The following is a 12,907-nucleotide window of genomic DNA, read 5'->3' on the forward strand; positions in this document are numbered from 1 at the left end:
CCTCTCCTAAGCTTTCGCACCACGTCGGGCGAGTATGACCTCCGCCATGATGGCAACTGCGATTTCCGCCGGACTGGCGGCGCCAATGTTCAAGCCGATGGGGGCGTGGATGCGATCAATGCTCTCTAGCGAGAAGCCCTTTTCGAGGAGACGCTCAACACGGCGGCCATGGGTCTTCTTGCTTCCAAGGGCGCCAATGTAAAAGCAGTGCGCCTTCAACGCGGCTTCAAGCGCTGGGTCGTCGATCTTTGGGTCGTGAGTAACAGCAATCACGGCGCTATGCGCATCAAGTGGCTGCTTGTCCAGCGCCTCTTCTGGCCACTGCGCCCGCAAGTCTACATCAGTAAAACGTTCCGGCGTTGCGAATGCGGTGCGCGGGTCAATGACCGTAAGATCGTACCCGGCGATCTTCGCCATCGGCGCGAGCGCTTGTGTGATGTGAACGGCACCGACCGCGATGATGCGGAGGGCGGGGACATGGACGTTCAGGAACAGGTCGCGCCCATCATCGGGCTGAAAGCGGCCCGATTTGGCGGATCGTAAGCGCGCCCCGATCTCGTCTTGAAGCGCCCCATCTGAAGGAAGCGCGTCTTCCGTGAAAACGGTCGTGGTGCCGCGAGCAATGTCTGTAACCAACACCGCCCCCCGCCGGGAAGTTCGGGCGGCGTTCAACTGAGCCAGCCAATCAGGGCTGGAAAGCGCTTCGACTCGAACGGTTATGCGCCCCCCGCAAGACAAACCAACCCGCCAAGCCGTTTCATCAGCAACGCCGAACTCCAAGAGGCGCGCCGTGCCATCCTCGATGGTGTCCATGGCCTCGGTGACAACTTCCCCTTCAACGCAGCCACCTGAGACGGAGCCTTCAAAGTTTCCGTCGGCATCAATGAGCAGGTGACTGCCAATCGGGCGCGGGGCCGAGCCCCAGGTTTCGATGACCGTGGCCAGCGCACAGGCGCGGCCTTGCTGTAGCCACTGCTCAGCAACGGCCAGCACGTCGTTTGAAGTCGCTCGATTTTGCGGTGCCGAAAGGTCGGCCATAATCGGCTCCTGCCATGTCATCCTTGTTTACTATAAGTAGTTGCAGGGAGGCAGGAAACCAACAAAAAGCGCCGGACAGAAGCCCGGCGCTTAGTAATTGGTCGAAAGGAGGGGGCTTACTCGGCAGCTGCCCGCAAACCCGGTCCCGCGCTCAAAATGTCTCCATCCACTGCATCTGCAAACTGAGTGAAGTTTTCAATGAACATGGACACCAACTTGGCCGCCTGAGCGTCATAGGCGTTTGGATCCGCCCAAGTGCCGCGTGGGTTCAGGATGGTTGTGTCAACGCCTTCCACGGCCAACGGAACGGCAAAGCCGAAGTTGCTGTCCGTGCGATAGGCCACATCGTTCAAAGAGCCATCCAGTGCTGCGCGAAGCAGAGCCCGTGTTTCCTTGATCGGCATGCGATGACCGACGCCATAGGCCCCGCTGGTCCAGCCGGTGTTCACCAGCCAGCAGTTTACGCCGTGCTCCTGAATGAGCTTTTTCAGCAGAGCGCCATATTCGGAGGGATGACGAGGCATGAAGGGAGCACCAAAGCAGGTGGAGAACGTTGCTTGTGGTTCCGTCACGCCGCGCTCTGTACCGGCAACCTTGGCGGTGTAACCGGAAAGGAAATGGTACATGGCCTGAGAGCCGGTCAATTTTGCGATTGGGGGCAGAACCCCAAAAGCATCGGCTGTCAGCATGATGATGTTCTTTGGGTGCGGCGCGCGGCCACTGTCACTTGCATTTGGAATGAAGTGGATTGGGTACGCGCAGCGGGTGTTCTCCGTCTTAGAGCCGTCGTCAAAGTCTGGAACGCGCTGCTCATCCAGAACGACATTTTCAAGCACCGTGCCGAAGCGCTCTGTGGTCGAGAAAATCTCAGGCTCCGCTTCACGAGAAAGCTTGATGGTCTTTGCGTAGCAGCCGCCTTCAAAATTGAAGATGCCTTCTGGACCCCAGCCGTGCTCGTCATCGCCCACCAGTGTGCGCGACGGGTCAGCGGAAAGGGTGGTCTTTCCGGTGCCTGACAGGCCGAAGAACACGGCAGTGTCGCCTGCATCGCCCACATTGGCGGAACAATGCATTGGCATCACGCCCGCATCAGGCAGCAGGTAGTTCAGCATCGTAAAGACCGACTTCTTCATCTCGCCAGCATACGCGGTGCCGCCAATAAGCACGATCTTGCGAGACAAGTCGCAGGCAATAACAGTTTCGCTGCGGCAGCCATGCTTGCTCGGGTCAGCCTTGAAGCTTGGCAGATCGATGATGGTCATTTCCGGCACGAAGGAGGCCAGCGCCGACCGTTCCGGGCGCAGCAGCATGTTGCGAATGAAAAGAGAGTGCCAGGCAAACTCTGTGAACACCCGCACGTTCAAACGCTGCGCGGGGTCGGCTCCGCCATAAAGATCCTGCGCGAACAGCTCCATGCCTTCTGCATGAGAAAGCATATCGGCCAAAAGCACATCAAAGTGCGCCGGGCTGATGGCGGAGTTGTTCTCCCACCAGACCTGATTTTCGGTCTTTTCGTCCTTCAAGACGAACTTGTCCTTGGGGGATCGGCCTGTGTGGTCCCCCGTGTCGGCGACCAGTGCGCCACCTGCTGCCAGGCTGGCTTCGCCGCGCTTCAGCGCATATTCGTAAAGTTCAGGCTCGCTTAGGTTCCAGCTGAGGCTCTTAAGGTTCTTCAAACCAAATGCCTCACTCCCACAATCGGAATTACGTAATCCGAACTCTACCATTATTCTGATTTCCTCAGTCGCTCACCTGTTTACTTGCATCTCTCCTAGAGATCGTTCAGGTGAATCTGGTTTATGCCTCTTGCGACAGGGTGGACGGTAAATGAGTATTTGGGAAACAACAAGACCAGCGAAAGTCGTTAAACCGATTGAAATTCGAGTTCTGTAAACTTCGAGTATAATACTTTTCTTTTAAATGGATTTAGCTGGGGGATGCGTGGAAATCACCCCAAAAACTGATGGAGTATTGCCGCGCACTGGGTTATGGCGGGGGCTTGGATGCTGAGGCGGCTGTGGATTAACCCATTCTTCAGGCCGGGTTTTGCCTTATTTCACGACTATTTGTCCCTTGTGCCTAAATCGGGTAATCATTATCGAAAGTAAGTTTTGTGAGAGGATCGGGCCCCGACCATGCCGACCATTGCTCTGGTTGATGACGACCGCAACATTCTAACCTCTGTCTCGATCGCTCTGGAGTCCGAAGGTTACCGCGTTCAGACCTATACGGACGGTGCTTCTGCACTGGAAGGTCTTCAAAATGATCCGCCGGATCTTGCTATTTTCGATATCAAGATGCCGCGCATGGATGGCATGGAGCTGCTGCGCCGGTTGCGCCAGCGCTCGGATCTGCCGGTTATCTTTCTGACGTCGAAGGACGACGAGATTGATGAGCTGTTCGGCCTGAAGATGGGTGCGGACGACTTCATTCGGAAGCCGTTCTCACAGCGTTTGATGGTAGAGCGCGTAAAGGCCGTGCTGCGCCGCGTGCAGCCTCGCGATGCGTCCGCTGCGGCAAGCGAAGGCGACAAGCTTCTGGAGCGTGGCCACCTGACAATGGATCAGGAGCGTCACACCTGCACTTGGATGGGCAAGCCCGTCACGCTTACCGTCACAGAGTTTCTTATCCTGTTCGCGTTGGCTCAGCGTCCGGGCGTTGTGAAAAGCCGCAATGCACTCATGGACGCCGCCTACGATGATCAGGTTTATGTCGATGACCGAACCATCGACAGTCACATCAAGCGCCTCCGCAAGAAGTTCAAGGTTGTCGATGACGACTTTGATATGATCGAAACCCTTTACGGCGTCGGTTATCGCTTCCGCGAAGGCTGATTGGATCTCAGCGCTTTATGGCTTCTGAGCAGGTATCAAAAGATCACGTGGACAAGACCGCGCAGCCACGGCGTCCGGAAACGGACGGCGGACGGAACAACGCGTTTGGCTGGGTGCGCCGCCGTCAAGTACGCCGACGCATCCTGACCCGATGGGCGTCCGTGCTTGGCACCTATGTGTTTTCCTCCCTGACACGCCGCATTCTGGTTCTGAATCTTGTGGGCCTCTTCGCAATGGTGGTGGGTATCTTGTACCTGAACCAGTTTCGTGCGGGCCTGATTGATGCGCGTGTACAATCGCTGCTCACGCAGGGCGAGATTATCGCGGGCGCCATTGCCGCCTCTGCCACGGCAGACAGCAACCAGGTGATGGTGGATCCGGAACAGCTGCTGCGCCTGCAGGCCGGAGAAAGCATTGATCCCGGCTCCTCGCTGTCCAGTCTGGATTTCCCGATCAACCCGGAGCTGGTGGGGCCAATCCTGCGCCGGTTGATTTCGCCAACCAAAACGCGCGCGCGGATCTATGATCCGGATGGAACGCTGCTCCTCGACAGTTCCCATATCTACGCGCAGACCCAGATTTTCAGGTTTGATCTGCCCCCTCCCAATCAGGAGGAAGAGCCGTACTTCCAGAACCTCTGGCAAGAGGTGAAGTTCTGGATGCGGCGCGGTGAATACCCGCTCTACAAGGAACTGGACGACAGCAGCGGCCTTGACTATCCCGAGGTGGCAGCAGCCATGGCCGGATCGCCTGCCAGCGTGGTGCGCTTGTCACCACGCGGGGAGATGATCGTTTCCGTGGCTATTCCGGTGCAGCGGTTCCGCGCGGTTCTGGGCACCTTGCTTCTGTCGACGCAAGGGGGCGACATCGACGACATCATTGCTGCTGAGCGCAGCGCGATCATCAAGATCTTCGTTGTCGCGGCCGTTGTGGTGATGGTGCTCTCTGTCCTGCTGGCAGGCACCATCGCAGGCCCGGTGCGGCGTTTGTCCGACGCGGCCCAGCGTGTGCGGTACTCCAGCAAATCTCGTGAGGAAATCCCGGAGTTCCCGGGGCGTTATGACGAGATTGGCCACCTGGCACGGGTGCTGCGCGAGATGACCAATGCGCTCTATAACCGCATGGATGCCATTGAGAACTTCGCCGCTGATGTGGCGCACGAACTCAAAAATCCGCTGACCTCCTTGAGGAGCGCTATCGAAACCTTGCCACTGGCCAAGAACGAAGCCTCCCGCGAACGCTTGATGGAAGTCATCCAGCATGATGTGCGCCGTCTGGATCGGCTGATCTCGGATATCTCCGAGGCCTCGCGGATCGACGCGGAGCTTGCACGCGCGGACTCCGAGATCTTCGACATCGCCGTGCTGCTACGCACCGTGACGGACATCGCCAACGAGCGCTGGGGTGAGGATGTGCCGCGGGTCAAGCTGACCGTAACCGCGTCCAAGCTGGACCACCCCTACGAGGTGTTTGGCAAGGCCGAGCGCTTGTCGCAGGTCTTCAACAACCTCATTGATAACGCGCGCTCGTTCTCGCCAAACGATGAGGCCATCGACATTACCGCCACACGCCAAGGCAACAAGGTGCTCATTACGGTGGATGACTGCGGTCCGGGCATCAATGCGGATGTCATGGAGCGCATTTTTGAGCGCTTCTACACAGACCGGCCTGCCAACGAAGGCTTCGGCAACAATTCGGGCCTTGGTCTTTCCATTTGCCGACAGATCGTGGAAGCCCACGGCGGAACCATCACAGCAGAAAACCGAGAGCAAGAAGGCGATGACGGCAAGGTGCTTGGTGCCCGGTTCATCGTCACACTGCCCGCAAAGCGCGTGAGCTGACCATGGCTCCATCCCACCACGGTACCTGCGTCGTCATTGGCAACAAAGGGGTTTTGATTCGTGGTGCGTCCGGTTCCGGCAAGTCTGGCCTGGCATTTGAACTGATCCAGCGAGAGCGGACAGCGGGCAGATTCGCCTGTCTGGTGGCCGATGATCAGGTCTACATTGACGCTATCAACGGACGTCTTGTCGCGCGTTGCCCAGAGCCAACCAGGGGTTTAATGGAGCTTCGCGGTCACGGGATTGTGAAAATGCCCCACCTAAACCGTGCGGTGCTGCGATTGATTATTGATATTGAGGGGCTTTCTCACATAGAACGGCTGCCTGAGTCTCATGAGCTTGAAACAGAGGTCCTTGGCATAAAGGTTCGTCGTCAACCGGTGCCTTTGGAAAGCTTTGATGCATCGGTGAGGCTGGCTTACGCAGCGCTAAGAACCCTGTAGTTGCCTATCGGATTGGCGATGTGGTGACACTTTGCCGATTTTTCTTGCACTGCGGCGCAGGCTCTTAGAAAGTGGGGCAAGTGACACGTCAAAGTGTTACCTCTCAAATCTCGCAGGAATTGAATGATAGGTCTTGTTCTAGTCACCCACGGCCGTTTGGCCGAAGAGTTCAAATCGGCCCTCGAACATGTGGTTGGGCCGCAATCAGGGGTGTCGACAATTTGCATCGGTCCGGATGACGACATGGAGCAACGTCGTCAGGACATTTTGAAGTCAGTTGAGCAGGTAAATGACGGATCGGGTGTGGTGCTGCTAACCGACATGTTCGGTGGTACGCCATCAAACTTGGCGATCTCTGTCATGAACGGAACCTCAATAGAGGTGGTAGCTGGTGTAAACCTGCCCATGCTGATCAAGCTGGCAAGTGTGCGCAATGATCTGTCACTGGCGGAAGCCGTAGAAGAAGCAAGAAACGCCGGTCAGAAATACATTTCTGTCGCCAGTCAGGTGTTATCCGGTCAGGGTTGAAACAAAGAATGAATACGGTTCATGTGCTTGAGCGCGAGCTTGAAATCGTCAACCAGCGCGGCCTTCATGCGCGCGCCTCGGCCAAGCTCGTAAAGCTGGTTGAGACCTTCGATGCTGAGGTTGTCGTCTCCAAAGATGGCCAAAGCGTGGGTGGAACCTCGATTATGGGCTTGATGATGCTTGCTGCGGCACCGGGGTGTTGCATCCATGTAAGGGTTACAGGCCAGCAACATCAGGAAGCCATGGCGGCCATTGTGGCCCTCATCGAAGACGGTTTTGGCGAGCGCGACTAGGGATTAGTCGCCTTTTTTGTTTGTGGACCGGCGATTTGAGTCGGCCCCTACCGTTGTTACGTAAATGATATAAAGGAACCTTTATATCTTTATTGCTTTCTCCCTTCCAACTACGCTATAACCCGTGCCAAGCATCAGGGCCAATGGGCCTTGAGAGTTGGAACTGCGGCGTACCTGCGCCGCGTCATGCGGGAAAAGTTGGATGACCGGATTTACCGATTACAAAGTAAAGGACATCTCTCTGGCTGAATGGGGCCGGACTGAGATCGAAATCGCTGAAACAGAAATGCCAGGCCTGATGGCTTGTCGCGAAGAGTTCGGCGAGAGCAAGCCTCTCAAGGGCGCCCGCATTGCAGGTTCCCTGCATATGACCATTCAGACCGCTGTTCTGATTGAGACCCTCGTGGCGCTGGGCGCAGAAGTCCGTTGGGCATCCTGCAACATCTTCTCCACGCAAGATCAGGCTGCTGCTGCAATCGCGGCGGCTGGCATTCCGGTTTTCGCTGAAAAGGGCGAGACGCTGGAAGAGTATTGGAACTACGCTGACCAGATCTTTGACTGGGGCAACGGCGAAACCGCCAACATGATTCTGGACGATGGCGGCGACGCAACCCTGATGATCCTTCTGGGTGCCAAGGCAGAGACGGACCCATCCGTTCTCGAGAACCCTTCCAACGAAGAAGAAGTTGCCCTGTTCGCAACCATCAAGCGCCGTCTTGAGCGTGACCCAGGTTACTTCTCCAAGGTGAAGGCGAACATCAAGGGTGTTTCCGAAGAAACCACCACTGGCGTTCTGCGTCTTTACGAAATGCAGAAGAAGGGCGAGCTGCCATTCCCTGCGATCAACGTGAATGACTCCGTAACCAAGTCCAAGTTTGACAACCGTTATGGCTGCCGTGAGTCCCTCGTGGACGGCATTCGCCGTGGTACCGACGTGATGATGGCTGGCAAGGTTGCTGTTGTGGCAGGCTACGGCGACGTGGGCAAGGGCTCTGCACAGTCTTTGACCGGAGCTGGCGCACGTGTGATCGTGACCGAAATCGATCCGATCTGCGCGCTTCAGGCCGCGATGGATGGGTTTGAAGTCAAGACCATGGAAGAAGCTGTCAAGGAAGGTGACATCTTCGTTACAGCAACGGGCAACAAAGACGTCATCACCGCAGACCACATGCGTGAGATGAAGGACATGGCCATCGTCTGCAACATCGGTCACTTCGACAACGAGATCCAGGTTGCGGCTCTGCGTAACTTCAAGTGGCGCAATGTGAAGCCACAGGTCGACATGATCGAGTACCCGGACGGCAAGCGCCTTATCCTTCTCTCTGAAGGTCGTCTGGTTAACCTTGGCAATGCGACCGGCCACCCAAGCTTCGTAATGTCCGCCAGCTTCGCTAACCAGGTTCTGGCGCAGATCGAGTTGTTCACCAAGGGCGACGCGTACAAGAACGAAGTTTATGTTCTGCCTAAGCACCTGGACGAGAAGGTTGCGCGGCTTCACCTGAAGAAGCTCGGCGTGACGTTGCAGGAGCTGACCGACGATCAGGCGAACTACTTGGGAATTGAAAAGACAGGCCCGTTCAAGGCCGAGCACTACAAGTACTAATTAACAGAATCGCACGCCCCGCTTCCATATATGGTATGCGGGGCGGGCCACGTCACCACTAATTGTAGTGGATGGGTCGCAGGCCCGGAATATTTGTTTACTATTTGTAAAGAACCTCTTCTTCGCGTTTCCGTATCGAGTTATCTTGGTTAACGAATCAGTCGTGAGTGTAGCCAGTTGAGCGACTTATTCGCGGTCCGGTTTTCGGACCTTGGCGGCGAAAAAGGGGGCACTACATGCCAGCAGGCTGGCAACAACACGCACGTTCCAACGTGCTGTGGCGAACAAGGATTCGGCAATTTGCAAATCTATTTGGTGTTGGCGCGTTCGCTCTAGTTGGTGCTGCCGGTTTCTCTCAAGCAATGGATTTTCTGCCGCAATTCTCAGGGACGTCTGTCGACGCACTGAAAGTGGTATGGCTGGCTGCGATTGCCGGCGCGATCATGTTTGCCGTGGCAACAGCTCTCATGATGGTGCGCAGTCGTCGTCGCCTTGAAGGCACGATTGCCCAACTGCGTCAGGCGCGGGCAAGCGCCGTTGCACGGATTGATCGGCTCGAGAACATCCTTGAAACAGAAGATTCCCTGATGCTGGTCTGGGAAGGGGCTGAGCGCATTCCTGCGGTCGCAGGTCATTTGCCGGACTCGCTCAATTTCCCGGAGGGCATCAACCAGCTTCTGGAATACGAGGCATGGCTGGAGACCAAGTCTGCTGAGGCTCTTCGCGCCTATCTTGATCATCTGCGCACCCATGGTGAGCCGTTCCGGCTCACTTTGAGCACCACCAATGGTGTTTATCTGGAAGCAACAGGGCGCACCGCAGGCGGGGCCGCTGTGCTGCGCCTGCGTGACCTGACGGGCGACCGTCAAGCCAGTGCGCGCCTGTCAGAGCAGAACGAGAAACTGCAAAATCAGCTTGAAGGCATCCGCAGTCTGCTGGACGCGTTGCCGGGCCCTGCCTGGCAGAGAGATGAGGCGGGCAAGCTCGTTTGGGTGAACACGGCATATCTGGATGCGGTTGAAGCCAGCACCCTTGCCGATGTGCTCTCCAAGGGGGCAGAGCTTTTGGACGCCAAGGGCCGTATGAAGCTCAGCACAATGCGCGAGACCAACGGCGTTTACAGCGCACCAATGCCGGTCGTTGCTGCTGGAGAGCGGTGTGTCTACCAAATCACCGATGTTTTGAGCGACAAGTCGAGCGCTGGCCTTGCGCAGGACATCAGCGAGCTGGAGCGCGTTCAGAACGAACTGCGCCGTACGTTGGACTTCCACACCCGTACGCTGGATGAACTCCAAACCGCTGTCGCCATCTACGGTGCCGACCGCCGTTTGAAGTTCCACAATGCTGCATACCGCACGCTTTGGGAACTGGATCCATCCCTGCTGGAATCGTCGCCTGAAGAAGGCGCAGTTCTTGATGCCATGCGTGCAGCACGCAAGCTGCCGGAGCAGGCGGACTACCGCTCATGGCGCGCCAAGCATCTGGAGAGCTACCAGTCGCTGGAAGCGCGTGAGTTCTGGTGGCACCTGCCGGACGGGCGTACCCTGCGTGTGATCGCGAACCCGCATCCTCAAGGCGGCGTGACGTACATCTATGAAAATGTGACCGAGCGCCTCGATCTGGAAAGCCGCTACAACTCCCTCATTCGCGTTCAGGGCGAAACGCTGGATCACCTGTCCGAAGCCGTGGCTGTGTTTGGCTCCAATGGCCGTCTGCGCCTCTGGAACCCAGCCTTTGCCGACATCTGGCGCTTTACAGAAGCCGAGTTGCAGAACGAGCCGCATGTGTCCGGTTTGGTGGAGAAGTGTAAGCATCTCTTGCCGGATTCGACCGTGCTCAAGGAACTTGCTGGCGGCATCACGGGCCTGTCTGACAGCCGTACCAACCTCACGGGGCGCATGGAGCGTATTGATGGAATGATCATCAATTACGTAACTGTCCCGCTGCCCGATGGCGGGACGTTGCTGACCTTCGTCAACGTGACCGACAGCGTGAATGTTGAACGGGCGCTGGTGGAAAAGAACGAGGCACTGGAAGAGGCGGACCAGCTGAAGAACACCTTCATTCAGCATGTGTCCTACGAGCTGCGCTCGCCGCTCACCACGATTATTGGCTTTGCGCAGTTGCTTTCCGACCAAAAGTTCGGCGATCTGTCCACCAAGCAGACCGAGTACATGCAGTACATCCTGTCGTCCTCGTCGTCACTGCTGGCCATCATCAATGACATTCTGGATCTGGCGACGGTGGATGCCGGTATTATGGAGCTCAACATCTCCGATGTGGATGTGGCCGAGACCGTGTCCGAAGCCATCGTTGGTCTTCAGGATCGCTTGACAGAATCCAACATCAGCCTGAACACCAACCTGCCCGAGAATGTTGGCACCATTCGCGCAGACGAACGCCGCCTCCGGCAGGTTTTGTACAATCTTTTGTCCAATGCCGTGCGCTATTCTGAAGCTGGCGGACAGGTGGACGTCAGGTGTGTTCGTGATGCAAATTCCATCAAGTTTACCGTGGAAGATCATGGGGTTGGCATTCCCGAGGAGCTGCTGGAACAGGTGTTCTCCCGCTTCGTGGGCAGGGGAGCGGCTGGAAGCCGACACGGGGTTGGCCTTGGACTTGCCATTGTAAAGAGTTTTGTTGAGCTGCACGGCGGCACCGTTGACATCTCTTCCAAGGAAGGCGAAGGCACCACCGTCACCTGTACATTCCCGCTGGAGCCGCGTGTTCTGGATCTTCAAGCTGCGGAATAACTGCCAGATTTAAACCGGCACAAGGCTGGATGGGGCTCATCAGCGCACAATGATTGTCACGTTATATTCTCAAGCCGAAACCGAGCGTTTTGCGGAAGACTTTGCGGAATTCTTGAAGCCGGGCGATGTGATCGCCCTTTCCGGTGATCTGGGCACGGGCAAGTCCACGTTCTCCCGCGCATTGCTGCGCTATCTGGCCGGAGAGCCAGAGTTGGAAGTGCCTAGTCCAACCTTTACGCTCGTTCAGACCTATGATCTGGAGCGTCTGTTTCTGGCGCATATGGACCTTTATCGCCTCGAAGAGCCAGAAGAGCTGGAAGAGCTTGGCCTTGAGGACACGCTGGAGCGCGGTACAGCCCTTGTTGAGTGGCCGGAGATGGGAGATGCCCGGTATTGGCCCGAAGCGCTTCTGGTGAAGATTGAGGAAGGGCCTGAGCCGGACAGCCGGATCTTCACCCTAACGCCGCAGAGCAGCGATTGGGACGCGCGGCTGAAGCGTCTGCAGGCACGCCGTGAGCTGCTGCTCGGCACAACGTGGATGGAACGGCCTCGGGATCACCTCAAGGGCGACGCCTCCACCCGTAGTTATCTGCGCCTTAATGGCGAGGCTGGCGGCGCGGTTCTGATGGATTATCCGCCAAGGGCGGGGGAGGCAACGCTGCCCTCCGGCAAGACCTATGCACAGTCCGTACATCTGGCGCATTCCATCGATGACTTTCTCGCCATAGCGGAAGAGCTGCGCCACCGTGGTTTGCGCGTGCCTGAGATCTATGCGCTGGATCGGCCCAATGGTCTTGCGCTTATGGAGGACCTCGGCACTCAGTTCATCGTGCAGGACGGTGCGCCCATCACAGACCGATACAAACGCGCGCTGGATGTGCTGCTTCACATGCACCAGCAGGCGTGGCCGGAGACGGCCCGTTCGGGCGATGCAACCCATGCCCTTGGCCGCTATGATCTGGCCTCCTACATGACCGAGGCCGAGCTCTTCATGGAGTTCTATCGCCCGCACGCGGAGGGCAAAGAGGCTTCCAGCAAGGACCGGACCCTGTTCAAAGAGGCTTGGCAAAAGGCACTTGCACCGCTTGAGGCCCTGCCAAAGACTTGGGTGATGCGGGACTTTCACAGCCCCAATCTTCTTTGGCTCGACCGGGCTGAAGGGCTGGACCAGATTGCGCAGATCGATTTTCAGGACGCCCTTATTGGACCAATTGCTTATGACGTTGCGTCCCTTGTAATGGATGCCCGCCTGACGATCCCTCGTGACCTTCAGGAAGAGCTGCTGGCGCACTATTGCGAAAAAGCGCTTAAATACCTAAGTGATTTTGATGAAGGCCTGTTTAGGTACGGGGTTGCTACACTTGCAGCCCATCGTAACACTAAGATTTTAGGGGGCTTTGTCCGGTTGAATACCGTATTTGGTAAGCCGGCGTATCTTGAGCATTTGCCCCGGATCAGAGAGTATCTTGTACAGGCTCTTTCACATCCTGAGCTGGAAGAGCTCAAGACGGTGTATGACGTCATACTGCCGTCAAATCCTCTGCTGCACAGTGCGAGCAAATAGTTCTTCCAAT

At 56.9% G+C, this 12,907-nt stretch carries 10 protein-coding genes; 8 read left to right on the top strand and 2 right to left on the bottom strand.

Annotated features, from left to right (window positions below; all coding sequences use genetic code 11):
* Nucleotides 1–6: 6 nt before the first annotated feature.
* On the bottom strand, nt 7–1,038 hold the full coding sequence (locus Q3Y58_RS00900; protein ID WP_319620620.1) for an XdhC family protein: 1,032 nt from the start codon (nt 1,036–1,038) through the stop codon (nt 7–9).
* A gap of 116 nt (nt 1,039–1,154) precedes the next feature.
* On the bottom strand, nt 1,155–2,765 hold the full coding sequence (locus Q3Y58_RS00905) for a phosphoenolpyruvate carboxykinase (protein ID WP_319620621.1): 1,611 nt from the start codon (nt 2,763–2,765) through the stop codon (nt 1,155–1,157).
* Nucleotides 2,766–3,173: 408 nt separating this feature from the next.
* On the opposite strand from Q3Y58_RS00905, the gene Q3Y58_RS00910 reads away from it, so the two are divergent.
* From Q3Y58_RS00910 to tsaE, 8 genes are all read left to right on the top strand, one after another.
* Entirely contained in the window at nt 3,174–3,872 is a 699-nt protein-coding gene (locus Q3Y58_RS00910; RefSeq protein ID WP_274217908.1) for a response regulator transcription factor, read from the top strand.
* Between the two features lie 17 nt (nt 3,873–3,889).
* Nucleotides 3,890–5,713, top strand: coding sequence for a sensor histidine kinase (locus tag Q3Y58_RS00915; RefSeq protein WP_319620623.1), 1,824 nt, complete (start codon nt 3,890–3,892; stop codon nt 5,711–5,713).
* 2 nt (nt 5,714–5,715) lie between these two features.
* The gene (locus tag Q3Y58_RS00920) at nt 5,716–6,156 is read left to right on the top strand and encodes an HPr kinase/phosphorylase (protein ID WP_319620624.1); all 441 of its coding nucleotides are present in this window, start codon (nt 5,716–5,718) and stop codon (nt 6,154–6,156) included.
* A gap of 123 nt (nt 6,157–6,279) precedes the next feature.
* On the top strand, nt 6,280–6,684 hold the full coding sequence (locus Q3Y58_RS00925; protein WP_319620625.1) for a PTS sugar transporter subunit IIA: 405 nt from the start codon (nt 6,280–6,282) through the stop codon (nt 6,682–6,684).
* Between the two features lie 8 nt (nt 6,685–6,692).
* On the top strand, nt 6,693–6,977 hold the full coding sequence (locus Q3Y58_RS00930) for an HPr family phosphocarrier protein (RefSeq protein ID WP_274217912.1): 285 nt from the start codon (nt 6,693–6,695) through the stop codon (nt 6,975–6,977).
* 202 nt (nt 6,978–7,179) lie between these two features.
* On the top strand, nt 7,180–8,580 hold the full coding sequence (gene ahcY, locus Q3Y58_RS00935; protein WP_319620626.1) for an adenosylhomocysteinase: 1,401 nt from the start codon (nt 7,180–7,182) through the stop codon (nt 8,578–8,580).
* A 236-nt stretch (nt 8,581–8,816) separates the two neighbouring features.
* A complete protein-coding gene (locus Q3Y58_RS00940; RefSeq protein ID WP_319620627.1) occupies nt 8,817–11,333 on the top strand; it encodes an ATP-binding protein in 2,517 nt (838 codons plus the stop codon).
* Between the two features lie 49 nt (nt 11,334–11,382).
* On the top strand, nt 11,383–12,897 hold the full coding sequence (gene tsaE / locus Q3Y58_RS00945) for a tRNA (adenosine(37)-N6)-threonylcarbamoyltransferase complex ATPase subunit type 1 TsaE (RefSeq protein WP_319620628.1): 1,515 nt from the start codon (nt 11,383–11,385) through the stop codon (nt 12,895–12,897).
* The last annotated feature ends 10 nt before the right edge of the window (nt 12,898–12,907 follow it).

The organism is Nesiotobacter zosterae (assembly GCF_033843645.1).
Taxonomy (GTDB): domain Bacteria; phylum Pseudomonadota; class Alphaproteobacteria; order Rhizobiales; family Stappiaceae; genus Pseudovibrio; species Pseudovibrio zosterae.

Coding starts and splice junctions, on each gene's coding strand:
- Q3Y58_RS00900 (WP_319620620.1), bottom strand. CDS start 1,038: ATGGCCGACCTTTCGGCACCGCAAAATCGAGCGACTTCAAACGACGTG.
- Q3Y58_RS00905 (WP_319620621.1), bottom strand. CDS start 2,765: ATGGTAGAGTTCGGATTACGTAATTCCGATTGTGGGAGTGAGGCATTT.
- Q3Y58_RS00910 (WP_274217908.1), top strand. CDS start 3,174: ATGCCGACCATTGCTCTGGTTGATGACGACCGCAACATTCTAACCTCT.
- Q3Y58_RS00915 (WP_319620623.1), top strand. CDS start 3,890: ATGGCTTCTGAGCAGGTATCAAAAGATCACGTGGACAAGACCGCGCAG.
- Q3Y58_RS00920 (WP_319620624.1), top strand. CDS start 5,716: ATGGCTCCATCCCACCACGGTACCTGCGTCGTCATTGGCAACAAAGGG.
- Q3Y58_RS00925 (WP_319620625.1), top strand. CDS start 6,280: ATGATAGGTCTTGTTCTAGTCACCCACGGCCGTTTGGCCGAAGAGTTC.
- Q3Y58_RS00930 (WP_274217912.1), top strand. CDS start 6,693: ATGAATACGGTTCATGTGCTTGAGCGCGAGCTTGAAATCGTCAACCAG.
- ahcY (WP_319620626.1), top strand. CDS start 7,180: ATGACCGGATTTACCGATTACAAAGTAAAGGACATCTCTCTGGCTGAA.
- Q3Y58_RS00940 (WP_319620627.1), top strand. CDS start 8,817: ATGCCAGCAGGCTGGCAACAACACGCACGTTCCAACGTGCTGTGGCGA.
- tsaE (WP_319620628.1), top strand. CDS start 11,383: ATGATTGTCACGTTATATTCTCAAGCCGAAACCGAGCGTTTTGCGGAA.